The organism is Daquilactobacillus linshuiensis (genome assembly GCF_052828685.1).
In genome coordinates this window covers 880,008-906,203 of the sequence record NZ_CM128255.1, presented here as the reverse complement: position 1 = coordinate 906,203, position 26,196 = coordinate 880,008, and the positions used below count along the sequence as shown (strand labels likewise).

Sequence of the window (26,196 nt, the reverse complement as noted above, 5' to 3'; positions counted from 1 at the left end):
AAAGTATGTAAGATAAGTCTTACATACTTTTTTTATGTTAAGAAATCAAAAAAATGTGCTGCTTGTTACATTTTTTTGATAAAATATACTTTCATAGGAAAGGCTTAATTATGAATGATAAAAAAAAGACAATGAATAATGATACTAATGGTTCATTAGTAAAAGGTTCAGCTTGGATGACTGCAGGAAGTATATTTTCAAGAATACTTGGTGCTATATATATTATTCCTTGGAATGCATGGATGGGAACTGCAGCGGTTGCTTTGGCTGCTAATGCTTTATACGCTAAGGGATATAATATATACAGTGAATTTTTGATTATATCAACTGCCGGAATTCCTGGTGCTATATCTAAGCAAATCTCACATTATAATGCACTTAATGAATATTCAGCTGGAAATAAACTATTTAAACAGGGCTTAAAGCTTATGATAGGTTTAGGCATTATTTTTGCTGGTGTAATGTTTTTTGGAACTAAATATCTTGCTAAGATATTTGCAGGTGGAGATATGACTACGATCCCTGTTCTTAAGTCATTGAGTTTTGCTGTATTAATTATTCCAATATTAAGTATTACACGTGGTTACTTTCAAGGATATGGACAAATGGCACCATCTGCGATTTCACAAATAATAGAGCAGATAGCAAGAGTATTTTATATGTTACTTGCAACTTATTTAATCATGCAAGTTCAACATGGTAACTATGTAAATGCAGTAACTCAATCAACGTTCGCTGCATTTGTTGGAGCTATTATATCTTTGGCGTTACTTGGATATTATTTGATTAGACAATTGCCAAAGTTAAGACATCTATCCAGAAACAGTAATAATGAAGTTAATATTAATAATAAGAAATTACTATTAGAAATATTTCAACAGGCAATTCCTTTTATTATAATGGGATCAGGTATAGTAATGTATCAAACTTTTGATCAGTCAACATTTAATTTAATGATGAATAAAGTAGGTAGTTATTCTAAAACCACTTTAGATCAAATGTATGCACTATTTGGATTTAACTCCAATAAACTAATTATGATAGTCGTATCATTAGCAGTAGCTGTATCAGAGGCAGCAATACCTTTGTTGTCCCAGGCACATGCAAAAAATGATAAAGAAAATATAAAAAAAGAAATCTCAAAAATTTTTCAACTATTTTCTTTTGTAATGATACCAGCTAGTATAGGGATGTATGGAGTTGCTCGTTCTTTATGGACTACATTTTATGTATATAATTCTATTGGTATAAAAATGTTACAATTTTCTTCAATATTATCGATAATTTTGGGGTTATTCACAATATTGGGTGCAATTTTGCAGGGATTATATAAAAATAAACTAGCTATTAGACAGCTTTTAATTGGATTAGCTGTAAAAGTAGTAGTCCAGTATCCAATGATTGTTTTATTTAAAGAATTTGGACCATTAGTGGCAACATTTTTAGGTATGACAGTTTCTTCGATGTTAATGTTACAAACATTAATAAAAGAATTCGAAATTAATCCAACACAAACACTAACTAATGTTGGAAAAATAATTATTTATTCATTAGAAATGTTACTTGTAGTATTTCTTATTGATTTAGTTATTTATAAATTTACTGGTAATGTTGGAAGAATTGTTGGGTTAATAATTCTATTAATAGAAGCTGGTATTGGTGGATATATTTATTCATATTTAACTTTAAAATCGCATTTAGCTGATAAAATATTAGGATATTCGATGGACAGGTTTAGAAGATTATTGCGCATTAAATAAAGCAACAAGGTTTATACCTCGTTGCTTTATTTTTTTGTATAGACTTGTTTATATTTATTAAACGCTAAGAAACTAAATATGATAATAAGACTTACTAACCAAATAATTGCTTGTAGATTAGTAGAACTATTAAACGAAAATTTATTATTCAATAAGTTCCTAGAAGTTTCAACAATAGGTGTCATAGGCTGGTGTTTTGCAAACCATTTGATTGGTTTTGCCATTCCATTTATTGGCATGAGAGCTGAACTTACAAATAATAACATAAGTAAAATGTATGAAAATCCACTTGCACTGGCTGCTTCTTTTGCTTTTAATGAAAATGGAATTGCAAGTAGAGTTACAGCAAATGCGAATAATATTGATAATAATATAAATAAAATATATTCAGATAGTGTGGCTTTTGGATCATAACCAATTAGTAAACCGACAATGAATATTGTAAACTCTGCCATTAACATAAAAATAACGGATGCTACAACATGAGAACCTAAAATAACCCATCTTTTAATTGGAAGTGAGTGCAGTCTATTGAGAAAGCCTTTTGTTTGATCAAGGTTAATTCTTACTGCCGTATAAGCAGATCCCATTGACATTGCTATAAGTAAAAATCCAGGAAGAGAGTAGGTTAGATATATTTTTGAGTTTGATACTACATTATTTCCCATGGAAATATTTCCACCTAGTATATAAACAAAAAATAGTAGCATGAACATTGGTGTGATAATTACAGTAATAACTGTATCTAAATCAGTTAGATTTTGTTTAATGATTCTTCTTATAAGAATTAATAATTGTCTTAAAGAATTCATGATTATCTCCTTTGTATGGTTTTTAAAAACACATTTTCTAAACTTAGTTTTATTTTGTGAAAGTCTAAGAAAAATATTTTGTTTTCTACTAAAATTTTTAACGTTTTTTGAATATCATTTTCTGGGATTATCAAAATAGAATTGTTTTGCTTAAATGAAATATTAGCTTCGTTAAGTAAAGTTATAGATTTAAGTACATCTTTTTTTGTGATTTCAATTGAAAATAGGGACTCTGTTTCATTTTTTATTTCTTCTGGTGTACCATATAAAACAATTTTTCCATTATTTATAATTCCAATATAGTCAGATAAATGATCGGCTTCTTCTAAATATTGAGTAGTGAGAAAAATAGTTTTGCCTGAGTTTTTTAGCTCTTTAATAATATTCCATATTTCAATTCTATTTTTGGGATCAATTCCAGTTGTTGGTTCATCAAGAAAAATTATTTTAGGATTACCAATAAGTGACATAGCAATGTCTAGACGACGTTTCATCCCTCCAGAGTATGTTTTAACTTTTCTTTTTATAAAAGATTCTAAGTTTAGTTTTTTTGATAATATTGTAATTTCATCCGTACTGATATTACGCAATTCAGCAATTAGTTTTAAGTTTTCATATCCTGTGAAGTTATCGTCTATTGTATTAGTTTGAGCATTCAAGCTAATTAATTTTCTTATTTCTTCACTATTATTCAAATCATTTCCCATAATATTTATGGTGCCTGATGTTGGAAGACTAAGGGTTGTTAGGATGTTTATTAATGTCGTTTTACCGGCACCATTTTCCCCAAGTAAGGTAAAAATTTCACCTTGATTTATATTTAAATTTATTCCATTTAATATTTGATTTGAACTAATTTTCTTTGAAATATTCTTTATTTCAATTGCATGCATTTTATTTCTCCAATTGTTTAAATTCTTTTCTTAATTTGTTTTGTATTTTAATAATCCATAGATGATCTGAGTATTGAGACATTAATTCATCTGCAAATTTAACAGGATCGTCACCAACAATATCTTTTATCGGTATATTATCCATAGAACTTTCTTGAAATAAATGAAGTAGTTCGTCAAATGCTTCTTGAAAATTATCATCTCCCCAAAAATTCCACATATAACTTTGTAAAGAATTAAATGCAATTTGGTACTCTTTTGGTAGCTTTTTAATTTCTGCTTTAAATTCTTTATATGCTTTTTTATCACCAATTATTTTTTTGAAAATATTCATATTATTTTTCTCCTTTTATTTGTTCCATTTTTTCATTAATAAAAGACCAGTTTTTCCAAAATTCTTCTAAGTAGTTTTTTCCCTGATTGTTAAGTGAATAGAATTTTCTGGGAGGACCTTGCACTGATTTTCTTTTTTCTACTTCTAGTAATCCTTTTTTTTCAAGTCGTAAAAGAACTGTATATACAGTTCCTTCAACAATATCTTCAAATCCCAGCTCAATTAAGTAATTAGTTATTTCATATCCGTAAGTTTCACCTGTACTAATTTTTTGTAGCACAATTCCTTCTAGAACACCCTTTAATAATTCAGTGAGTCCTTTCATTGTAATTCCTCCACTACCTTGTAAAATTAAGTTCTGGTATATAATAATACTAAGTAGTAAAAACGTCAATAAAAAAACTCAATTATTTAATTGAGCTTTTTTCATATATTTAGGTAATGATTGAATGATTTTTTCAGGTAGCACTATATAATTCTCCTTATATAATTCGTTGGCTATATCACTATGAGTATATAAAGCAGCGCATATTGCGTCAATTGAATAACCAAACTGAGCTATAAATCCGGCTAAAATTCCACTAAGTGTATCGCCTGAACCTCCAATTGCCATGCCTGGATTTCCAGGGATGTTTTCGTATATATACTTTGAGGTGTATATTTTTGATTTATGACTCTTAAGTATAAGGACAAAATCTTTTTTTAATTGAGATAAATAAGTTAAATTATTTTTGTCATTTTGATCTTGAATTTTAATACCAGAGTTATTTTGCCATTCCATTTGGTGTGGAGTAATAATTATTTTTGCTTTTGATGAATTTAATAGATCTATTGTTAAATATTGAATTGATGATGCATCTATAACTACAGTTTGATTATTTGAAGTGTTTTTTATAACTTCAAGTAACAGGTTTCTTGAATCATAAGTTACTAGTCCAGGACCAATTAGTATAATATCATTTTTTTTAATGATTTTTGATAAATCATCATTGTAATTAAAGGTCATAATTTCAGGTGTTTTAGTATTAACAGCAGAAAAAATTGTTGGATCTGTTGCAAGAGTTACTAAGCCAGCCCCTGAGTATAGGGTTGCTGATGAACTTAAAATTGCTGCACCACCATAATTTTTGCTTCCAGCTATAACTAGTACTTTTCCAAATGTTCCTTTGTGTGAGTTTATTGGTCTTGATTTTATTATATTTAAAATGGATTTATTAATTTGTATTGTATTCATTCTTTAAAATAAAAAAGTAATGTATTTACATTACTTTTTGTTCCATCTTTCTAATTTTTTCAACATCATTGGAAATGTCAGTTTTAAAATAAATTTTTTAAGAAGAGAATCGTTACTTTCTGATATACCATTTAATCCTCGTTCTTTTATTTCTTGAAAAGTAATGTTAGGTTCAATAAATTCACCATTTTTGAAGCATAGATTACAATATTTATTACTTCCTTCAGCTACATTATCAACTGTAAGAGGCATTCCACAGCTTTGACAAAATTTTTCCATATAGTTTCCCCTTTATGAAGATTGAATATTTATAGTATAACATATCAATTATTTGAGTTATTTGTTGACAATAGTGATGAAAGGGTATACATTATATAAGATATTTCGCTGCCTCCTAGTAACATCGAAAGGAAGGTATTTATATTATGAAAAATATTAATATGAATAATATGTATCGTATTTCACTAGATACAGACAAACAAATTTTTATTGCTACTGATATTAATAATGATTTTAAATCAGGTACAGGCGTTACAATAAAAGATGCTATTAAGTCATTGCAAAAACAGAGTGCATAAAAAGGTGAGCAATATGCTCCCTTTTTTTGTGGGAAATTTATAGGAAAATCATGAAAAAAAATAAAGATATAGATAATTACATAAAAAATTTAAAAGAAGACAGCGATAAAAAATTAGCTGAGCATGTTCGCAGAATCATTTTTGAACTTGCTCCGGTTGACTGCGAAGAAAGATTATCTTATCAATTATGTGGATACTACTTTAATGGTCCACTAATTTATTTTGGAATTGCAAAACATCATTTAGGAATATATCCAACGGCTGAAGGAATTGATGAAGCTTTAAAACAGAATATATTGAAGAACTATTCATTTTCGAAAGGTACAGTAAGAATTCCTAAAGATGATGATGGCCTAGATGCTTTTGTTAAAGAGATTTTAAAAATACGAATAGAGCAAAAAATGTTACAAAATTAATTGTTTAACTACTTGTTATATGATAATATTCAATTAATACTTGAGGAATAATTAACGGAGAATTCTTAGCGAGATCAGGATAGTGTAAGCTGATTAATTTTAGTTAAGTGCGCACCTCAATGATTTTTTTGAATAATTAATGAGTGGATAACAATCAATTAGAGTGGTACCGCGGGAAAATCTCGTCTCTTTATTTATTAAGAGATGAGGTTTTTTTATTTTTATTAAACTTGGAGGATAATATGGATTTTAAAAATTTAGTGGTAGAAGAATTAAGTAAAGTTTTACCTGAAACAATTACTATTGAAAAAATTACGGATTTAATTGAAATTCCTAAGTCATCAGATCTTGGTGACTATGCTTTTCCAACATTTATTTTAGCTAAAGAATTGCACAAAGCACCTAATATAATTGCAAGCGAGTTAGTTGAAAAAATTGAAAAAGATAGTTTTGAAAAAGTTGAATCAAAAGGTGCATATATTAATTTTTTCACGGATAAGTCGGCTTATTCAAATGACATTTTGCATATAATTTTGACTGAAAATATGAATTATGGAAATACACAACAAGGTGAGAATAGAAATGTAACGATTGATATGTCATCACCTAATATTGCTAAACCTATGTCAATGGGACATTTAAGATCAACAGTAATTGGAAATTCAATTTCAAAAATCATTACTAAACTTGGATATAACCCTGTTAAAATTAATCACTTGGGTGACTGGGGAACACAGTTTGGTAAATTAATAGTTGCCTATAAATTATGGGGATCTGAAGAAGATGTTAAAAAAGATCCGATTACTAACCTTTTAAAATATTATGTAAAATTCCATGAAGAAGCAGAAGAAAAACCGGAATTAGATGATCAAGCACGCGCATGGTTTAAGCGCATTGAAGATGGTGATCAAGAGGCCTTGCAACTATGGAAATGGTTTAGAGAAGAGTCATTAAAAGAATTTAACCGTATCTATGATCGCTTGGGTGTAACTTTTGACTCTTATAATGGTGAAGCATTTTACAATGATAAGATGGATGATGTTGTAAATGAGCTTGAAGATAAGGGATTGTTAGTTGAAAGTCGTGGAGCAGAAATTGTTGATTTATCAGATGAAAACTTATCCCCAGCATTAATTAAAAAATCAGATGGAGCAACATTATATATCACAAGAGACCTAGCTGCTGCTATATATCGTAAAAAAACATATGACTTTGCTAAGTCATTATATGTTGTTGGCCAAGAACAGACAGAGCATTTTAAGAAGTTAAAAACTGTATTAAATCTTATGGGCTATGATTGGTCTGATGATATCGAGCATATTCAGTTCGGATTAATTACAACTGGAGGGAAAAAACTTTCAACTCGTAAAGGCAATGTTATTTTACTTGATGAAGTTTTAAATGATGCTGAAAGTCTTGCTCTAAAACAAATTGAAGAAAAAAATCCAAAACTTGAAAATAAAGAATTAGTTGCAAAACAAGTAGGAGTTGGAGCGGTAGTCTTTCATGATTTAAAAAATGAGCGTCGAGATTCATTTGATTTTGATTTACAAGAAGTTGTTAGATTTGAAGGAGAAACAGGTCCATATGTTCAATATTCTAATGCAAGAGCTTTAAGCATCTTAAGAAAAGTAGATAATGAAGATTATTTATCAACTGACAATCTTTCAATTAACGACAGTAATGCTTGGGATACTATTAAGTTACTTGGTAATTTCCCTGATGTTTTACAGCGTGCTCTTAGAGAATATGAACCATCTGTAATTGCTAAATATTCTTTACGACTTGCAAAATCATTTAACCAATATTATGCACATAGTAAAATATTGGCAGATGATGAACAAAAAAATGCTAGATTAGCATTGGTAAAATCAGTTTCAATAGTGTTAACAATGTCTTTAGCATTATTAGGCGTTAATGCTCCAGAAGAAATGTAAGAAAGGTCACATTCATGTGACCTTTTTTTCTGTTTAAAAAAAGTTTAATATAGTTAATGAAAAAGTTTTCAGAAGGGAATTATTTTATTATGAATTGGAAGTTGTTTTATGAATTAACTGAAATATATACAACACCATTAGATGTTTTGTGGTTTGTATTCGCGGTTTCATATTCTTACTACAGATTTAAGTCATTTAACTTTTTTTATGGAATTATAGGTTTCTTATGTGTTTTTAGTTTTCATCTAATTGTTAATATGCATAATAACTATATGGATTACAAAAATGCTAAAGATGAAGATGGTTATAAAAAAAAGGTAAGTACCATAGGTACAAATAATATTCCTTTAACAACAGTGCGAAACTGGATAATGGGATTATCAATTATACCTTTAATTGCAAGCCTTTGGCTTGTATATAAAACTGGCTGGACAACATTGATTATCGGGGTAATTTGTGTTGGAATTGGTATTTTTTATTCATTTGGTCCAAGGCCAATAAATAGTTTGCCAATTGCTGAAATTACAGTTGCATCAGCTATTGCCTTTTTTATTCCATTAGTTTATATATATCTAGGATTAAATGATAGAACTATTATGCAATGGTCAATAATTGGTGAGGTTTTATTAATATGTTTACCTAATATGTTAATTTTCTTTAGTACATTATTAGCTAATAATACTAGTGATCTAACCGAAGATATAAAAAACGGTCGTCATACATTAGTTTATTTTATCGGAAAGAAAAATGCGGTTAGCTTATATAAGATTGTATGGATAACTGCGGCAGTATTATTACCGGTACTATCAATACTACATATAGTTCCATATACTGTTTTATTAGTGATTTTAATGTATCCCAAGGCATATAGAACCATTAAACCTTATTTAATAAAGCAGATAAAAAAAGAGACATATTTTGCAGCATTAAAAGGGGTTAATGTTGTTATTGTCCCAAGTATTTTGTTATTTGCAGTTGGTGTAGCTATTAATTTTTAATTTTAAAATCTGTAGGAATGCTAATTTCTACAGATTTTTTTTCTTCTGAAAAAGGTAAACAATATGATATTTTATAAGCCATTAACATCATATTCTTATTGCTATATATTTTGTTATTATACAAAGGATCGCCAACAATAGGATATCCAATATGAGATAAATGAACTCTTATTTGATGTGTGCGTCCCGTTAAAAGATCTAATTTAAGCAAAGCGTTTTTTTTGTTTTTTTCTAAAACGGTGTACTTGGTTATGGAGTTTAATCCGTCACTTCTAACTTTTCTTTTTCTTGGATCAGAATCATCTTTTCCAATAGGAAGTTCAATAGATCCTAAATCTGGTATACTATTTACCAAGTCAATCACGGCATAATAATTTCTTTTAAAAGATTTATTTGTTAATTGTCGATTCATGATTGGTACAACATAAGGATTTTTTGCAATCATCATTAAACCAGAAGTATACATATCTAAGCGATGTATCATATATGGATTTTTGCCCTGTTGGGTTAAATAAAATTTTGCATCGTTCATTGCTGTATTATTTTCTAAGGGATTATTTGGATGGCTTTTTTGACCAGAAGGTTTATTTATTATTAACAAATCATCATCTTCAAAAATGATGTTTGGTAACTTGGTAGATGATAGATATGTTTGATTTTTTGTTCTAGGTATAAAGTTAAAGTCGATAATCATTTGATCGTCTTTTTGCAAAAGATAATTAAAGGGTTTGTAAGTACTGTTAATCAGTATTTGATGATTGACTCTTAATAAGTGTTGCCATTTTCTGGGAATGAGCCATTTATTTAATTGTTGACGAATTGTAATCTGGGGTGGGTTAAAAAAATTAATAATTTTTTTCATAATTTTATATCTATAACAAAAGTTATATTCTTTCTTTAATATTATGATAAAATTATTTTACAATGACGGGGTAGATTATGAATACTTTTTTTTCAAAAATTGCTAAGTTATTTAAATTGTTTATGGAAAAATTTGGTAATAGATTTCGAAGATTTTGGAAAAGATATCAGATAACTAGATGGATAATTTTAATATTAGCTTCAATATTTTTAATTTTAAGTGGTTATTTTACATATAAAGCAAAAACTGCTGATATAGGTGTGTTAAAGCTTCAATTGAAAGAAAGCACAAGAGTTATTGATTCTGAAGGAAATGAAGCAGGAAAATTATATTCTCAAAAAGGTACTTTTGTTGAGCTAAATGAAATATCACCTAATATTCAAAATGCAGTAACATCAACTGAAGATAAAACATTTTGGACTAATTCTGGATTTAGTATATTAGGATATGCAAGGGCAGCAGCTGGACTAGTTTTACATGGAAGAATAATTGGTGGTGGAAGTACCATTACCCAACAATTAGTTAAAAATTCTTTACTCAGTCAAAAACAAACATTTTTAAGAAAAGCTGCAGAGTTCTTCATGGCTGTAGAAGTAAATAAAACATATTCAAAAAAAGACATTATGACTATGTATTTAAATAATGCTTATTTTGGAAATGGTGTTTGGGGTGTAGAAGATGCTTCGATGAAGTATTTTGGAGTCCATGCTAGTCAACTGGACTATAGCCAAAGTGCAGTAATTGCGGCAATGTTAAGAAGCCCAAGTTACTATAACCCAATAGATCATCCTGATAATGCGATTAGTAGAAGAAATCTTGTCTTAGGTTTAATGTTTAATAATAAGAAGCTAACAAAAGAACAAGCACTTCAAGCAAAAAATGAAAAACTAAATCTAAAGGATAGATATCAAGTATCAAATAGTTATAAATATCCATACTATTACGATGCTATAATTGACGAAGCTATCAATAAATATGGCTTAAAAGAAGAAGACATTTTGAGTAAAGGATATAAAATATATACTTCTTTAAATCAAGATTATCAAACGCAAATGCAAAATACATTTGATAAGAGTTGGCTATTTACAACATCAGCTGCTGATGGTACCACTCCTCAAGCTGCATCTGTTGCTATAAATCCTCAGTCTGGAGGAGTTGCAGCTATTGTTGGTGGAATTGGAGATCATGTATTTAGAGGCTTAAATAGGGCCACTCAAATTAAACGTCAACCAGGTTCCGCTATAAAACCACTAGCTGTTTATACACCTGCTATTGAAAGCGGGTATAGATATGATTCCTTATTGCCTAACCAACTAAAAAGCTATGGTAAAAATAATTATCGACCAAGTAATTCAAATGGAAGATATAGTGAAACAATACCTATGTATAAGGCACTTAGTGAGAGTGACAATGTACCAGCAGTTGCATTACTAAATAAAATTGGTGTTAAAAAAGGTGTAAATTCAGTTGAGAATTTTGGAATAAATGTTGATAAAAGTGACCAAAATCTCGCTTTAGCATTAGGTGGGCTACAAACTGGTGTATCCCCATTACAAATGGCTCAGGCATATACAGCATTTGCCAATGATGGAAAACTTGCAACCGCACACTTTATAAATAAAATCGTCGATGCTGATGGAAAAGTTATTGTTGATAATAACCAAACTAATAAGCAAGTAATTAGTTCAAGAACTGCAAAGACTATGACAAGTATGATGTTGGGTGTATTTAATAATGGTACAGGATATACTGCAAAGCCTGCTGATTATACTATTGCTGGTAAAACTGGTGATACAGAAGTTCCAAGTTCGTATGGGTTTGGTACAAAAGATCAATGGGTAATAGGATACACACCAGATGTTGTAGTTGCTAGTTGGATGGGTTATGATAAAACAGATGAAAATCATTTTATGAAAACTGCCGCATATCAGACATTAGCTCCAGTATTTAAGGATGAAATGGAAAATATGTTACCTTATAGTAATGAAACTGATTTTGATGAAGAAGATGCAGCAACCATGTATGCAAATAAAAAAGATACTAAGTCTGGATCAGGTAATTGGATAGATGATTTACAAGATAATTTTAATAGTGTAAAAGATAACGCTACTCAATGGTATAATTCAGCTAAGAACTTTTTTGGATAGGGAGAATTTATGATTAATATTTATGATACAGCCAATCAAATGGCAACAGATTTGGATCAAGTAGAGCAAGTTAAACATCTAAAGGATGTTTTTGCAAAATTAAAAGCAGACGAAGGTGCATATGAGATTTTTGATAAAGTTCAAAACTTGCAATATGAATTACAACAAAAACAAATGTCTGGTCAAGAAATAACTCAAGAAAATATTGACGAAATGAAGAGTTATACAGATAAATTTAATGATTTTCCAATTATTAATGAGTTAATGGAATCAGAAAAGAAAGTTAATGATTTAATTAATGAATTAAATCAAATAATAACAAAACCTATTGCTGATATATACTCAACAAAATAAAATTTGAAGGTGTAGCTAGTGTTGATAGATTTTCTATCAACACTTTTTTATATCTAAAAAAAAGTAGCTATCAATACTAATGATTCCTTGGTAATGCCCATAAAAAGATATTTAAACTTAGTCCTATAAAGGGAAACGGAGGGTAAAAAAATGTTATAAATAATGTTCCTATGTTTATGAAAAGAGATATACGTTCTGAATATCTTAAATGACTTACTTTATTAGAAATCTCTGGATTTAAAGAAATTGTAAAGTCCCGTAATTGTGCGGTAGTAATATTAAATAAAATAACATTTATTACATATAACGATGATGAAATAACTGAATTAATATCAGATCCCATCCAGGCAGTGGTTGCGGGTAATAAAGAAGCCCAAAAAAGTAATAAAATATTTATCCATAAAATACGATTATCTATTCGTTTTACTTCTAAAAAAATAAAGTGGTGATTAATCCACATTGTAGAAATAAAAATAAATGTTAAAACGTAAGAAAAAAATTGTGGAGCAATTTTAATAAATGCGCGAATAGTGTGATCATTGTTTGGAAGATGGATTTCTAATACTAGTATTGTTAATATTATTGCGATAACGGCATCAGTAAAAGCTTCGAATCGTTCTTTTTTCATATTAATTCAATTCCTTTGATATTTTTTATTATATTGTACAAAAATTTTCTTTTCTAAACGTATTTTTTTAAAACATGATTATTTATCAAAATAAAAAGGCTCACTGCTTACTATTAATTTAGTAGATAGTGGGCTTTTCTGTTTTATATATGATAGTATAATTTTATCCTTGTTGTAAATGCTTCATAGAAATATATTGAAATGCGAAAGATAAGCTAATGAAAAATACTAAATTTGATATTATTATAACTATTATAAATATAATTGTAGCTATAGCAGGAGTATGTTTCGCAAAGTCACAATTTTTGAGGCTAGAAGAGAATTTAAAAAATGATGTTAAAAATTATCATCAATTATTAAATTATTTGAATTTAGTTGATGATAGTAGTAAAGATAATACAACTTATAATGGATTTGAAAAATGAGTTTTAATTTGATTCTTCTTAGGTAAATATTTCATCTGATAATTCAATAAGTCAATTAACAACTTCTAAAAATTCTTCATCAGACATATTTTCTAACATTTAATCACCTCAGATTAATAATATTAAATGTACTTAAAAAGTTACTTTTGTAGCTAAAAATGTAGCTAAAACAAAGAACAAAATAAAAAAGCCTATAACAATAGGCTTTTTTTATATTGGGTATACAGGGATCGAACCTGTAATCACGGATTCAGAGTCCGTTGCCTTACCATTTGGCTAATACCCATTAATACAATATCTATATTATAGAATTTTGATGATTCTTGTCAATTATATATATAAATATTTTTATTAGATTTTTTTTAATTTTCTATACCGTTTTTCTTAAAGTTGTGCCATAATATAACACATCATAATATTAATGGGGTGAAAAAATGGAATACAATAAGTCGGAATTAAGTGCTTGTACAAGTATTTTAATTGGTAAAAAAGCTACAATTGATGGTTCAACAATTATTGGTCGAAATGAAGATTCACAAGCTTCATGGCCAAAACATTTTGTGGTGAATGAACGACGAACATTTTCTGAGCCTCAAGAATTTGTATCGCAAGCTAATAAGTTTAAGATGGAACTTCCAAAAACTCGTTTTAAATATACTTCAACTCCTGAATGGACAACTGAAGAAGGATTATTCGAGGAGGATGGATTTAATGAATATGGAGTAGCAATGAGCGCTACTGAAAGTGCATATTCTAACGAAGTTGTTTTAGGCGCTGATCCACTCGTTGAAGATGGAATTGGTGAAGAAGCAATGATTACAGTCGTTCTTCCTTATGTTAAAACTGCTCGTGAAGGTATTAAGCGACTTGGTGATATTATTGAAAAATATGGTACTAGTGAGACTAATGGTGTCTTATTTTCTGATAAAGAAGAGGTTTGGTATTTTGAAAATGGTTCTGGTCATTACTGGGTTGCTCAAAGAATTCCAGATGATAGTTATGCAGTAGTAGCTAATCAGCTAGCTATTCAGGAAATTGATTTTGATGATACTGATAATTTTATGTTCTCAAGTGATATTCAAAAATTTGTTTCAGAAAATAACTTAAATCCTAATCCTCAATCTTTTAATTTCAGAAAGATATTCGGCACACAAACTTTATCTGATGAACATTACAGTACTCCACGTGTTTGGTGGGGACAACAGCAGTTTTCAGGAGCTACAGATGAGTCTCCAATGAGTGAAGATTTAGATTTTATTAAAAAACCTAACCGTCTATTGAGTATTGAAGATGCTAAGATGTATTTAAGTTCTCATTATGAAAAAACTGAATACGATCCTTTAAATGAATCAGATAAGAATCGTTTATTTAGACCAATTAGTTTAGCTAAAACTCAAGAATCTCATTTATTACAAATTAGACCTGATATGCCGTCAGAAATTGCTTGTGTCCAATGGTTGTCAATGGGAGTAGCTGCGCAAAGTGTTTACGTTCCTTTTTATATGGGGATTGATGATACTCCAGAAGAGTATAGAATTGGTAAGTTACCTTATGATGAAAAATCTGCTTATTGGACATATAAATTGGCTAGTGTACTAATTGATGGACATTACAAAGAGTTTGGTAAAAAACTTCAAGAAACACAAAAATCAATAAATATTACTTTAGCTAAAAAGCTTCGTGAATCAGATAAAAAAGCGAAAATGTTATCTGATGAGAAGTTGTCAAAATATTTGACTGAACAAAGTAATGAATCTGCGGAAATAACGTTATCAGCATATAAAAAGATGATTGCAGAAATTATTACAGCTTCAACTGATTTTTCAAAATTAAACTTTAAAACAGATTTAAATTTATAGGAGGACATTTTTATGTCAGAAGAGAGTAATTATTCGCCGAAGAAGACCATTCAATTAGGAACTCTAATCATGATGATCTTCACGACAATTTTTGGATTTGGTAATACACCCATTGCTTTTATGCAAATGGGTTATGCAAGTATAATTTGGTATATTTTTGCCGCAATATTTTTCTTTTTACCTAGTGGTTTTATGATGGCTGAATATGGATCAGCTTTTAATGAAGCTAAGGGTGGAATTTATTCTTGGATAGATGGTGCAGTTGGTCCTAAAACTGCTTTTATCGGAACTTTTATGTGGTTAGCATCTTGGGAAACTTGGTTAGTTGCTACTGCTTCAAAAATTTGGATTCCTCTTTCAGTATTTATCAGTGGGTCTGATAAAACTCAAACTTGGAGTTTTGCTGGTTTAAATTCTAATCAGGTAATTGGTGTTCTTGCAGTTATTTGGATTATCTTGGTAACATTTTTTGCTAGTAAGGGTATAGATTGGATTTCAAAAATTTCATCATTTGGTGGAACGATGATGGTAGCTATTAATATCTTATTTTTTGTATTAAGTATTTATATATTAATAGCTTCAGGGTTTAAAACTGCCGAACCTGTTCATGGAATTCATACGTTTATTAATAGTGCAAATCCATCGTTTGCATCTCCTATTGCTATGATTAGCTTTGTTGTTTATGCAATATTTGCATATGCTGGAATGGAGTCAATGGGTGGTATTACAGATAGTATGAAAAATCCTAAACGTGATTTTCCTAGAGGGATACTAATTTCTACATTAATTATTGCAGTGTTATATGCTCTTTCAATTTTCTTGTGGGGTGTTAGTGCAAATTGGAATCATATCTTTAATAGCGGTAATGTTAACTTGGGAAATATTGTTTATGTAATGATGGACAATTTGGGACAAACCTTTGGACATCAATTAGGGATGAATGCATCTACCGCTGCAACAATGGGTCAATGGTTTGCCAGATTTGCTGGATTAGATATGTTTATAGTATATACTGGTTCATTCTTTGTTTTGATTTATTCACCATTAAAATCTTTTGTAATGGGAACGCCAAAAGATTTTTGGCCAGAACATGTTACTAAATTAAACAAAGCAGGAATGCCTTCCAATGCTATGTGGTATCAAGCAATATTTGTAAATATAATAATAATTGCAGTTGCTTTTGGTGGTTCAACCGCTCAAGCATTCTATAACATTCTTACATTAATGGGAAATGTCTCTACAGCTCTACCTTACTTATTCTTGGTGGGAGCTTATCCATTCTTTAATCTAAATAAAAATATTGAAAAACCATATTTATTCTTTAAAAATAAAACATTTATGTGGACTGTTTCAATCGTCTCATTTGTTGTTTTGACATTAAGTGTTATCTTTACATGTGTGCAACCAATTATAGATCATCAATGGAATGATGCAATCTGGACAATTGCTGGACCAATTGTATTTACAGTAATTGCTGTGGTTTTGTATAGAAGATATGAAAGAAAACATAATAAAAAATTAGTATAAGAAAAGCCTCGATATTAAAGATATCGAGGCTTTATTTTTTAATCAATAAATTTTAACTCTTTTGGAGTATGTGTAAATGGCTCACTACCATCTTCAGTGACATGTACGCAGTCTTCAATTCTTACTCCAGCAACTCCTGGTATATAAATTCCAGGTTCAATAGAAAAACACATTCCTGGCTGAATTTCTAAATCATTTCCTTCCATAATTGAAGGAAATTCATGATCTGTCATTCCTATACCATGACCAAGTCTATGAATAAAATACTCTCCGTAACCAGCTTTAGTTATAATATCTCTTGCAATTTTGTCTAGTTGCGAAGCTGTAATTCCTGGTTTGATAGCTGATTGAGCGGTAAGCTGTGCTTCTAAACATACGTTATAAATATCTAAAGCTTTTTGTGAAGGTTTACCAAAGGCAACTGTACGACTGGCATCACTTGCGTAACCTGAATGTATTGTACCAAGATCGAATAGGACCAAATTATTTTTTTTCAATGGGTCTTTTTCTGGGCCTCCATGAGGATTTGCAGCGTTAGCTCCACTTTGAACGATTGTGTCAAAACTCGTATGCATAACACCTTTTTTCATTAGTTCAAACTCTATTTCTGCAACAACTTCTTGTTCTGTTTTTCCTTCCTTAATAGCGTTGAAGCCAACTGAAAAAGCAAAATCAGCCTCTTTACCTGCGGCTTGCATCAATTTTATTTCTTCAGGAGTTTTAATTAATTTTGCTTTTTCCATATATATAGATGCGTTTTCAAGAAATTGTGCATCAGGAAATTGTTGTAATACAGATTCCATGCGTGAAACAGGAAGGCTTGCTTTTTCAATTGCCCATTTTTTAGGCGAAATGGATGTTCTATCTAAAATATGTTGAGCTATTATTTTAAATGGATCTTCATGATCTAAGTAACCAAATACATCATAATTCCATCCAGCTTTTTTTGCTGATTCAACCTCTAATTGTGGAGTAAATAAAAATGGATCTTGGTCAGGAAAGATAAATAAGCCTAATACTCTTTCAATAGGATCACTTTCATAACCAGTGAAGTAGTTTACATGAGTTGGTTCATTGATATAAGCAATGTCCATACCAGAATTACTTAACCAATTTTGCATTTTTTCTATCTTATTCATAGTTATATCTCCTTTTTTATAGTATAGCATCTTTTATTAATTTGAATATGAAAGCAAAATTGAAAATGAAATGAAAATATGACAATTTCCCTTGAAAATACTAATATAATTTGTTAAATTAAAATGAAAGCGATTTTTATAATTTAATTGAATGAGGAAGAATATGGAAAAACAAGTAATCACTATCTATGATGTTGCAAATGAAGCAAAAGTCTCAATGGCGACTGTTTCAAGAGTTGTTAACGGCAATCCTAACGTTAAAGAAGCAACAAGAAAAAAAGTTATGGAAGTAATTGATAAATTAAATTATCGACCTAATGCTGTTGCTAGAGGATTGGCAAGTAAAAAGAGTACAACAATCGGTTTAATCATTCCTGATATGACTAACTTGTATTTTGCTTCTCTTGCTAAAGGTATTAATGATGTTGCAACTATGTACAAATATCATATTATTAGTTCAACATTGGACTCAAAAGATGATGAAGAACAAGTTATTGATAATTTATTATCTAAACAAGTAGATGGACTTATATATATGGGACATTCTATTGATAAAAAACTAAAAAGACTTCTTATTAATTCTAAAACTCCAGTTGTTTTTGCTGGTGTAATTGACGATAGCTATGAAATAGCAAGTGTAAATATTGATTATACAGATTCTATTCGTGAGGTTACGGATGGTTTAATTAGAAATGGACATAAAGAGGTTGCTTTTGTTGGTGGAGATCTACAAACTCCAGTTGATGGAATATTTAAATTGGGTGGATACAAAGAAGCCTTAGAAGCTGCTAATATTAATTACTCGTCAAACTTAGTATTTGAAAGTGAATATACATTAACAGCAGGAGCAGCAGTTTGGGATGCTGTTTCAAGCACAGGAGCAACAGCAGCTGTAGTTAATGACGACGTATTAGCAATTGGCATGTTGAATGCTGCACAAGATTCAGGTGTGAAAATTCCAGAAGATTTTGAATTAATTACAAGTAACGATACTATTTTATGCCAAGTTACAAGACCTAAAATGAGTTCAATATCACAACCACTTTATGATATTGGAGCTGTGTCCATGCGTCTTTTAACTAAATTAATGAATCAAGAAGTAATTGAAGAAAATCAAGTAACACTTCCTTATAGCATTGTTCGTAGACAAACAACAAAATAATAAATAAAAACCACATTCTTAGAATGTGGTTTTTATTTATTTAATTAATCTGTAAATTGCATCTGCATATATTTCTATTAATAATACTAAGTCATCAATAATCATATATTCATTTGCTTGGTGCATTACATTTTCTCTACCTGGAAGAAGTCCTCCAAAGGCGACTCCTCGTTCTAACATACGTCCGTAAGTACCACCACCAATTGACATTGGTTCAGAATTATCATCATAATGATCACGGTAAGCACCAAGGAGTGAAGAAACAAGTTTATCTTCAGGATCAACGAAATGTGGTGGTTGTGCATGTCCATCAACTTCAACTTTTGCATGATCGGGAAGTACTTTTTTAATTAATTCTGTTAATTCACTGTCTGTTTTTCCTTTTGGATAACGGACATTTACAAGAATTTCAGAACTATTTGAATTTTCATCATATGAATAAATATCAGCACTGGCAGTCAATTCACCCATGATTTCATCAGAATAAGCAATATTTAATTTTTTACCTGTATAGTCGAGGTGTAATGTATTTGCGATAAATGAGAAGTAATTTTTTTCTTTATCATTTAAGCTAAGATTAGTAATAAAAGTTGCTAAATAAGTAGCGGCATTGATTCCTTCTTTAGGATCCATAGCGTGGGATCCTTTACCGGTTAAAACAAGTTTTAACTCATTGTTTTCTTGTGTAACTTCACCAGCTAAGTTATTTTCGTTAATAAAAGATAAGAAGCTATTTTTAATTTCTTCACTATTAATGTTATCACTATTCAAAACAACAGTTGCTGTTTGTGGAACCATATTTACACGAACACCACTTGTAAATGACTTAATAATTGAATTATCTGAATTGCTTTGATCAAAAGTAATTTTAAATGAAACAATTCCTTTTTCACCATTGATTAATGGAAATTCAGCATCTGGAGAAAATGCATAGTCCGGTTTTTGTTCAACTTCCATGTATCTTGTGATTCCAGTCCAATTACTTTCCTCGTCAGTTCCAAAAATAAAACGTACTTTTTTGGAAACAGGAAGATTTAAGTCTTTAATTAACTTTAATCCATAATAAGCAGCAATTGAGGGTCCTTTGTCATCAGAAGTTCCTCTACCATATATTTTTCCATCTTTAATTGTTGCTTCGTATGGATTAGTATTCCAACCATCTCCAGCAGGAACAACGTCCATATGACCAAGTATGCCAAGTATTTCATTACCTTGACCATATTCAATATGACCGGCTAAGTTTTCTATATTTTTTGTAATAAATCCATCTCGTTCACCAAATGATAATACTTGTTGTAATGCTTCTGATACACCAGGGCCAAGCGGATATTCGTCTGTCTTGTGTTCTACATCACGTTCACTTTTGATATTAACTAAAGCTGTTAAATCTTTAATCATATCATCACGATATTTTTGTGCTTCTTTTTTCCAATCGATATTCATAATATTTCCTCCCAATTAAGTTAATAAAATCATATCATAGAGTATAAAAAAAAGTCGCCTATAAAGGCGACTTTTCTACGCGGTTTTTCTAAATATATGTTTTCTAACCCATGGAATTACCCAATAATCTAATCCAATTTTGCTAGCATTAAATCCAGCAACAATTAAAAAGATTTCAAAGAATAGGTATTCAGGGTTAACAGAAACAGTTCCTGAAAGAAGGTAAGTAAAGTTCATCATCATTGCGAAAAAGACTGCAGCTGTTGTTAGACAACCAAAAATAAGTCCTAAACCAATTAAAAACTCACCCCATGAAACCATGAACCCAAACATTTTAGAATGAGGCATGAAAACATTTTTTACTAAATCATTAAACCATGGATATGCTTGAGTTTTTTCTGGAGTCATAACGGGAGCTTTTATTGTTTCCATAAAGAAACCAGCAGGGTCAAATGCTGGATGGGAAGTGATCTTTTCCCAACCTGCAAGAGTCCATTCAATACCAAGCCAAACACGAATAATTGCTAGAATAACAGAAGCCACTTTATTCTCTCTTAAAAATTTATCCATGATGTTCTCCTTAATTGTGAAATATATTACAATGATATGATAGTGGTATAGAGCTTTGATGTCAACGAAAAGTATTTTTAAAAGATTAAATTTCAAAAAAATGATTATTTTTCAAATAAATCGCTATAATTAAATATTTTTGAAAAACTTTTAGCAGTTGAGCCTGAAATAGGAGATGTATTTAAATTAATATTTATTAAACGTTTATTTTGAGGAAGACTAAAGTATAAATGTTTTCCTTGGTTATCTTGAAAATTTATTAAAGTATTATTTGCAAGCACCCAGCCAAGTGTTGTCTTTAACCAATAGGAGTGACCATCTTTTTTAATACTTAATATTTTGTATTTTTTATTTATTAGTAATGCAGTTCCAGACGAAGACTGCGAATTTGGTTGTTTATAAATAATATGTGGCTGTTTAGGATTTTTAACTATGAAAGTAGAATTCATATATGCAAGGAGCTCTTCTAATTGACTTTCAGGTATAAAATCCTCTGAAGATACAAATTCATTTGAACTTAACTGAAAATAACTCTTATTATTAAAAGTAACTATATCTTGAACATTATAAGAATCTAAATATTTTGATTTTCCCGTGATATTGCTTTTAATATAAGGATTTTCGTATATAGGAATTTCATTTTTATTTATATAAACAAAATTTTCATTTGTATTTTTAAATTCAGCTTTATTTTTCAAATCACGATACTTAGCCCCAGTAGCTGAAAAATTAGTGACAACACCATCGATTGGCATATTAACTAGCCAATTCCATTGATTTTTGTTCTCATTCATTTCATCCCAGACGTAAACTTTTTGATTTAAACTATGTAGTTGATTAACTAAAGTTGGAGTTATTAAATCAGATGAAATATTAACGCCTGTACTATATTTAAATACATCAAAGTTAAGTCTTTGTAGTGAACCTGAAATAAAAATTCTTTGTGAGTTTGGGAAATAATTGGCCAATTTTTCAAGACTTTCTTCAGAAAAACTGTGAAACGCAACTCTGTTTTCCATATGATATTGGTTTATTACTTGATAAAGGATTTTTTCCATATCTTTAGGGTTGCCATGCTTAGTTTTTTTAGTCTCAATTAGAAATTTGGCCTTTGGATTGTTTTTATAATGCTCAAAAACTTCGTTTAAGCTGTGTATATGTTCTCCGTTTGCTACTGTAAGAGTTGATAAGGTATTATAATCATTATCAGAAACGATTAGTGGTTTTTTTGTGATTCGCTGTAAGTTTTTGTCGTGAGATACAATAAGGACGTTATCATTTGATAAATGAACGTCTAATTCTGCATAGTCAGCACCTTCATTAAATGCAGTATCAAAGCTTTGAAATGTTTCTTCTGGTGCTTTTATTGGATCACCACGGTGACCAATTACTACAAAAGCAGAATTAAAAATAAAAATAGTTACTATTAATAATAAAAACGAAATTTTTTTGAACATATTATTCCTTCCATTTTTGAAATAACTGGTAAAATATTAAACATAGGAGATATTATTTTGACTGAGCAAAAACAAGAATTAGATTTAATAGAACAAATTACTTTAAATGATGGCACAAAATACTTTGATTTGGCAAATATTTTCTTAAATGGACGTGCTGAATTAGCAGCTGAAAAAGGTCTTATAAAAGAAGTGAAAATATTGAAGTTAAATATTCCTCACTCAACGGCAGTTGAATTTTATGAAAAATTTATCAATGAAAATTATGAAATGCCATCTTTAGACATGAAGGAATGGACTGTATTTGATCATTCAGATCCTAAAGTAAATAAGGCTATAATGGATACTTTAAATGCAAATAATATAGAAGTGTAATTATGACAAATATAAAAATAGTTCATACTAATGATTTACATTCACATTTTGAAAATTTCCCTAAAATTGAGCGATTTATTTCTAAAAAAAGAAAATCTGCCAAATTGAATAATGAAGAGTTTTTATTATTTGATATTGGAGATTTTTCAGATAGACAGCATCCTTTAACAGAAGCTACTGATGGTAAAGCTAATATACAATGGCTAAATGATCAAGGTTATGATGCAGTAACAATTGGAAATAATGAAGGACTAGGAAATAGTTATAATCAATTAAATAATATGTTTACTGATGCAAAATTTCCAGTAATAATAGGAAATCTTAAATCATTAAAAACAAATGAAATTCCACATTTTGCTACAGAGTACAAAATATATGAATTTGACGATAATAAAATAGGTGTATTAGGGTTAACATTTCCTTATGTATTAACTTATCCATTGATTGGCTGGGATATTCAGTTAATCCAAGATGTTTTGCAAGAGCAAGTTGATGAGCTAAAAGAAGAGGGATGCGGAGTAGTAATTTTACTATCTCATTTAGGAATATCAATGGATAGAAGAATTGCAAATAAATTTAATAATATCGACTTAATAATTGGTTCTCATACCCATCACTTATTTGAAAAAGGTGAATTAGATAATAAGACGTATTTAGCAGCAGCGGATCGTTATGGACAATATATTGGTGAAATTAATTTATCTATAGAAAATAATAAATTGAGTAGTATTTCACTTGATACAACAAAAACTGAAAAAATACCTAGTATTGATAGTGATGAAAATAAGATAGAAGAGTATCTAAAAAAAGGACATGAGATATTAAGAAAAAAAGAAGTCGTTAGATTGACATATGACTTAACTAATGATTTTGAGTCTGAACATTCTAATATTAAATATGCTTTAAAAGCAATAAAAAAGGTGACCGATAGTGATGTTGCTGTGTTAAATAATGGACTATTTCTAAAAGAATTAAATAAGGGCGTTGTAACAAAAGATGATATCCATGATTTATTACCACATGCTATGCACGTTATGAAAGTTACACTTAATGGCCAAGAAACATGGCGATTATTTTTAGAAATGGAATTTAACAGACTATTTTTGAGAAGACATATACAAAAAGGTATGGGTTTTAGAGGTAAATATTTTGGAGAGTTAGTGTATGATGGTGTAAAAGTAAACTTAGACAAAAGAACAGTTCTGATTAAAGACAAACCAATAGATTTAGATAAAATGTACACTATTGCTACGCTTGATCATTATTTGTTTTTACCTTATTTTCCTACCATAAAAATAATGGGAGAGAACAAACTGTATTATCCAACGTTTATCAGGGATGTATATAGTGACTATTTAAAAAATAAATTTGGAAAGAAAAATGAATAAAAACTTAAAAATAAATGAAGAAGAAGCTGAAGAACGACTTAAAGTAGAAGTAATTCAGCTTGATGAAGAGAATGTTAGAATTAAAAGACATCCGTATAAGATAATCGAGAACTATCGTGATGGTTTTGACAGAGAAAAACTGGCTGAAAGATATAGTGATGTCTTAAAAAAATATGATTATATTGTCGGTGATTGGGGATATGATCAGTTAAGATTAAAGGGATTTTATAATAAGAACTATTCCCAAGCTAAAATGGATCAAAGAATCGAAAATGTTGAAGATTATTTGTTAGAATACTGTAATTTTGGATGTGCATATTTTGTTTTGGAAAATTTGAAAAAAATGCCTAAATCAAAATTAAAACAAAAAACAAATATTAAAAGGAAGTCTAATAATTTAAAATCATCACAAAAAAATAATAATAAAAAAGTAACTAAAAATAAGAAAAATAATTTTAATATCAGAAAAATAAATAAAGACTAAGTAGGTAGTAAAGTGGCAGTAAAAAAATATAAGAATTATTTGATCGATCTTGATGGAACAATGTATCGTGGCTCAGAAAAAATTCCAGAAGCAAAAAGTTTTATAAATAAAGCAATTAATGACCCAGACGTTAACTATTATTTCTTAACTAACAATACGACAAAAACTCCACAACAAGTTGCTGATAATTTAACTAAAAACCATGGAATTACGGCTGAAGCAAATCAGGTAATTACTCCATCTTTAGCAACAGCTTTTTATTTAACTGAAAATAATTCAAGAATATCAGAAAAATCTGCTTATGTTATTGGTGAAATGGGCTTAAAGACAGCAATTTATTCAACTGGTATAAAATACGACGAAGTTAATCCTGACTATGTTATTGTTGGTCTTGATTATGATGTTACTTATCATAAGTTTGAGTTGGCAACTTTAGCAATTAAACGTGGGGCTAAGTTTATTGGAACTAATGCTGATACTAATTTACCAAATGAGCGAGGTCTAGTTCCTGGAGCAGGGTCAGTTATTTCACTAGTAGAAACTTCAACTCAGCAAAGGGCTATGTATATTGGAAAACCAGATAAACCAATTATTGATTACGCATTAAAAGAATTCAGCTTAAAAAAAGAAGAAACTATTATGGTAGGTGATAACTATAATACTGATATACTGTGTGGTTTAGATAACGGATTGGATACACTACTGGTTTATTCAGGTGTTTCAACAAAAGAAGATGTAAATAAAAAAGATAGAAAACCAACGTTTGAAATTGATAATTTAGATCAGTGGGAGTTTTAATGATAGATTGGTTTAGAGTTAAAAATAATTCAATTAATATTTTATTCGTTTTAACTTTTTCGATTTTCATAATAATAGCAGTTAGTATTCCTATATATATCATCAATATAAATGTGATATATGATTTTTCCATGGGGAATGTGAAGTTAACAAGGGAATATTTACATTTGATGAATTATTTACTTAATCCGTTTATAAACAACTTAAAATTTTTATATTTTGTAGCTTCTAGTTCAGGGTTGGAACATTTTAGGGATGTAAAAGTTCTTTTTTTAATAAATAATATAGTGTTGTTATTAGTCTTTTTTATAAAAAAAATTTTTAAAATCCGATTATGGTTTTATAAAAATGATGCTATATCAATTGCTATAGTTCCAATAATTATTGCAATAATTGCATCAATGAATTTTGATGAATTTTTTATTTTATTTCATAAGTTGTTGTTTACTAATAATAATTGGCTATTTAATCCACTAACAGATCCAATAATAAACGTATTACCCGAAGGCTTTTTTGAACAATTAATATTTTTATTTTTAATAGTGTTTGAATTTTTAATATATTTTGGATATAGAAAAAATGAAAAAAGACATTAATTTTTTAAAATTAATGTCTT

General features: G+C 29.3%; 28 protein-coding genes and 1 tRNA gene. 16 read left to right on the top strand and 13 right to left on the bottom strand.

Annotated features, from left to right (window positions below; genetic code table 11):
- The first annotated feature begins 110 nt into the window (after positions 1–110).
- Positions 111–1,760, top strand: coding sequence for a putative polysaccharide biosynthesis protein (locus ACUV9F_RS04710; protein ID WP_446183213.1), 1,650 nt, complete (start codon positions 111–113; stop codon positions 1,758–1,760).
- A gap of 26 nt (positions 1,761–1,786) precedes the next feature.
- On the opposite strand, the gene ACUV9F_RS04705 is transcribed toward ACUV9F_RS04710, so the two are convergent.
- From ACUV9F_RS04705 to ACUV9F_RS04680, 6 genes are all read right to left on the bottom strand, one after another.
- Positions 1,787–2,572, bottom strand: coding sequence for an ABC transporter permease (locus ACUV9F_RS04705; RefSeq protein WP_446183212.1), 786 nt, complete (start codon positions 2,570–2,572; stop codon positions 1,787–1,789).
- Positions 2,573–2,574: 2 nt separating this feature from the next.
- Positions 2,575–3,465 (bottom strand): ABC transporter ATP-binding protein, encoded by an 891-nt coding sequence (locus tag ACUV9F_RS04700; protein WP_446183211.1) that lies wholly within the window; start codon positions 3,463–3,465, stop codon positions 2,575–2,577.
- 1 nt (position 3,466) lies between these two features.
- Entirely contained in the window at positions 3,467–3,799 is a 333-nt protein-coding gene (locus ACUV9F_RS04695) for a DUF1048 domain-containing protein (protein WP_446183210.1), read from the bottom strand.
- A gap of 1 nt (position 3,800) precedes the next feature.
- Entirely contained in the window at positions 3,801–4,124 is a 324-nt protein-coding gene (locus tag ACUV9F_RS04690; RefSeq protein WP_446183209.1) for a PadR family transcriptional regulator, read from the bottom strand.
- A gap of 78 nt (positions 4,125–4,202) precedes the next feature.
- Positions 4,203–5,033 (bottom strand): NAD(P)H-hydrate dehydratase, encoded by an 831-nt coding sequence (locus ACUV9F_RS04685; protein ID WP_446183208.1) that lies wholly within the window; start codon positions 5,031–5,033, stop codon positions 4,203–4,205.
- Between the two features lie 30 nt (positions 5,034–5,063).
- Positions 5,064–5,312: a zinc ribbon domain-containing protein gene (locus ACUV9F_RS04680; RefSeq protein ID WP_446183207.1), complete on the bottom strand. Its 249-nt coding sequence runs from the start codon at positions 5,310–5,312 to the stop codon at positions 5,064–5,066.
- Positions 5,313–5,458: 146 nt separating this feature from the next.
- Between ACUV9F_RS04680 and ACUV9F_RS04675 the strand changes: the two genes are divergently transcribed.
- The 4 genes from ACUV9F_RS04675 to ACUV9F_RS04660 all read left to right on the top strand — a co-directional run bounded on the left by ACUV9F_RS04675 (position 5,459) and on the right by ACUV9F_RS04660 (position 8,962).
- Positions 5,459–5,611, top strand: coding sequence for a hypothetical protein (locus ACUV9F_RS04675; protein WP_446183206.1), 153 nt, complete (start codon positions 5,459–5,461; stop codon positions 5,609–5,611).
- Positions 5,612–5,661: 50 nt separating this feature from the next.
- Entirely contained in the window at positions 5,662–6,027 is a 366-nt protein-coding gene (locus tag ACUV9F_RS04670) for an iron chaperone (RefSeq protein WP_446183205.1), read from the top strand.
- A 242-nt stretch (positions 6,028–6,269) separates the two neighbouring features.
- Positions 6,270–7,964: an arginine--tRNA ligase gene (argS, locus tag ACUV9F_RS04665; protein WP_446183204.1), complete on the top strand. Its 1,695-nt coding sequence runs from the start codon at positions 6,270–6,272 to the stop codon at positions 7,962–7,964.
- Positions 7,965–8,053: 89 nt separating this feature from the next.
- Positions 8,054–8,962, top strand: coding sequence for a prenyltransferase (locus ACUV9F_RS04660; RefSeq protein WP_446183203.1), 909 nt, complete (start codon positions 8,054–8,056; stop codon positions 8,960–8,962).
- Here ACUV9F_RS04660 and ACUV9F_RS04655 read toward each other — a convergent pair.
- Entirely contained in the window at positions 8,952–9,824 is an 873-nt protein-coding gene (locus ACUV9F_RS04655) for an RluA family pseudouridine synthase (protein WP_446183202.1), read from the bottom strand. The two genes, ACUV9F_RS04660 and ACUV9F_RS04655, sit on opposite strands and share 11 nt — an antisense overlap.
- Positions 9,825–9,901: 77 nt before the next feature.
- Here ACUV9F_RS04655 and ACUV9F_RS04650 point away from each other — a divergent pair, with 77 nt between their 5' ends.
- Together ACUV9F_RS04650 and ACUV9F_RS04645 are read left to right on the top strand one after the other, a co-directional pair.
- Positions 9,902–11,971, top strand: coding sequence for a PBP1A family penicillin-binding protein (locus tag ACUV9F_RS04650; protein ID WP_446183201.1), 2,070 nt, complete (start codon positions 9,902–9,904; stop codon positions 11,969–11,971).
- A gap of 9 nt (positions 11,972–11,980) precedes the next feature.
- Entirely contained in the window at positions 11,981–12,325 is a 345-nt protein-coding gene (locus tag ACUV9F_RS04645; RefSeq protein WP_446183200.1) for a YlbF family regulator, read from the top strand.
- A gap of 76 nt (positions 12,326–12,401) precedes the next feature.
- Here the strand turns inward: ACUV9F_RS04645 and ACUV9F_RS04640 are convergent, their stop codons facing one another.
- Entirely contained in the window at positions 12,402–12,953 is a 552-nt protein-coding gene (locus ACUV9F_RS04640) for a TMEM175 family protein (RefSeq protein WP_446183199.1), read from the bottom strand.
- A 218-nt stretch (positions 12,954–13,171) separates the two neighbouring features.
- Between ACUV9F_RS04640 and ACUV9F_RS04635 the strand changes: the two genes are divergently transcribed.
- Positions 13,172–13,378: a hypothetical protein gene (locus ACUV9F_RS04635; RefSeq protein ID WP_446183198.1), complete on the top strand. Its 207-nt coding sequence runs from the start codon at positions 13,172–13,174 to the stop codon at positions 13,376–13,378.
- Positions 13,379–13,593: 215 nt separating this feature from the next.
- Here the strand turns inward: ACUV9F_RS04635 and ACUV9F_RS04630 are convergent.
- Positions 13,594–13,664: transfer RNA gene (locus tag ACUV9F_RS04630), tRNA-Gln, on the bottom strand.
- A 148-nt stretch (positions 13,665–13,812) separates the two neighbouring features.
- On the opposite strand from ACUV9F_RS04630, the gene ACUV9F_RS04625 reads away from it, so the two are divergent.
- Entirely contained in the window at positions 13,813–15,237 is a 1,425-nt protein-coding gene (locus tag ACUV9F_RS04625; protein ID WP_446183197.1) for a C69 family dipeptidase, read from the top strand.
- 12 nt (positions 15,238–15,249) lie between these two features.
- Positions 15,250–16,764: a glutamate/gamma-aminobutyrate family transporter YjeM gene (gene yjeM / locus ACUV9F_RS04620; RefSeq protein WP_446183196.1), complete on the top strand. Its 1,515-nt coding sequence runs from the start codon at positions 15,250–15,252 to the stop codon at positions 16,762–16,764.
- Between the two features lie 38 nt (positions 16,765–16,802).
- Here yjeM and ACUV9F_RS04615 read toward each other — a convergent pair whose 3' ends face one another.
- Positions 16,803–17,903, bottom strand: a complete 1,101-nt coding sequence (locus ACUV9F_RS04615; RefSeq protein WP_446183195.1) for a M24 family metallopeptidase — start codon at positions 17,901–17,903, stop codon at positions 16,803–16,805.
- Between the two features lie 163 nt (positions 17,904–18,066).
- Between ACUV9F_RS04615 and ccpA the strand changes: the two genes are divergently transcribed.
- Complete coding sequence (ccpA, locus tag ACUV9F_RS04610) at positions 18,067–19,065, top strand: catabolite control protein A (protein ID WP_446183194.1); 999 nt, start codon at positions 18,067–18,069, stop codon at positions 19,063–19,065.
- Between the two features lie 36 nt (positions 19,066–19,101).
- On the opposite strand, the gene pepV is transcribed toward ccpA, so the two are convergent.
- The 3 genes from pepV to ACUV9F_RS04595 form a co-directional block, all read right to left on the bottom strand.
- Positions 19,102–20,508: a dipeptidase PepV gene (pepV, locus tag ACUV9F_RS04605; protein WP_446183193.1), complete on the bottom strand. Its 1,407-nt coding sequence runs from the start codon at positions 20,506–20,508 to the stop codon at positions 19,102–19,104.
- A 75-nt stretch (positions 20,509–20,583) separates the two neighbouring features.
- Complete coding sequence (locus ACUV9F_RS04600) at positions 20,584–21,078, bottom strand: DoxX family membrane protein (protein ID WP_446183192.1); 495 nt, start codon at positions 21,076–21,078, stop codon at positions 20,584–20,586.
- Between the two features lie 104 nt (positions 21,079–21,182).
- On the bottom strand, positions 21,183–22,535 hold the full coding sequence (locus tag ACUV9F_RS04595) for a glycerophosphodiester phosphodiesterase (RefSeq protein ID WP_446183191.1): 1,353 nt from the start codon (positions 22,533–22,535) through the stop codon (positions 21,183–21,185).
- Positions 22,536–22,592: 57 nt separating this feature from the next.
- Here ACUV9F_RS04595 and ACUV9F_RS04590 point away from each other — a divergent pair, with 57 nt between their 5' ends.
- The 5 genes from ACUV9F_RS04590 to ACUV9F_RS04570 are packed head-to-tail and all read left to right on the top strand — an operon-like array spanning position 22,593 to position 26,176.
- Entirely contained in the window at positions 22,593–22,910 is a 318-nt protein-coding gene (locus ACUV9F_RS04590) for a hypothetical protein (protein WP_446183190.1), read from the top strand.
- A gap of 2 nt (positions 22,911–22,912) precedes the next feature.
- A complete protein-coding gene (locus ACUV9F_RS04585; RefSeq protein WP_446183189.1) occupies positions 22,913–24,298 on the top strand; it encodes a bifunctional metallophosphatase/5'-nucleotidase in 1,386 nt (461 codons plus the stop codon).
- Positions 24,291–24,782 (top strand): YutD family protein, encoded by a 492-nt coding sequence (locus ACUV9F_RS04580; RefSeq protein ID WP_446183188.1) that lies wholly within the window; start codon positions 24,291–24,293, stop codon positions 24,780–24,782. The genes ACUV9F_RS04585 and ACUV9F_RS04580 overlap by 8 nt, the downstream gene beginning before the upstream one ends.
- 12 nt (positions 24,783–24,794) lie before the next feature.
- A complete protein-coding gene (locus ACUV9F_RS04575) occupies positions 24,795–25,580 on the top strand; it encodes a TIGR01457 family HAD-type hydrolase (RefSeq protein ID WP_446183187.1) in 786 nt (261 codons plus the stop codon).
- Positions 25,580–26,176 carry a TIGR01906 family membrane protein gene (locus ACUV9F_RS04570; RefSeq protein ID WP_446183186.1) on the top strand — a complete coding sequence of 199 codons (597 nt, stop codon included), beginning with the start codon at positions 25,580–25,582 and terminating at the stop codon, positions 26,174–26,176. Before ACUV9F_RS04575 ends, ACUV9F_RS04570 begins: the two co-directional genes overlap by 1 nt.
- The last annotated feature ends 20 nt before the right edge of the window (positions 26,177–26,196 follow it).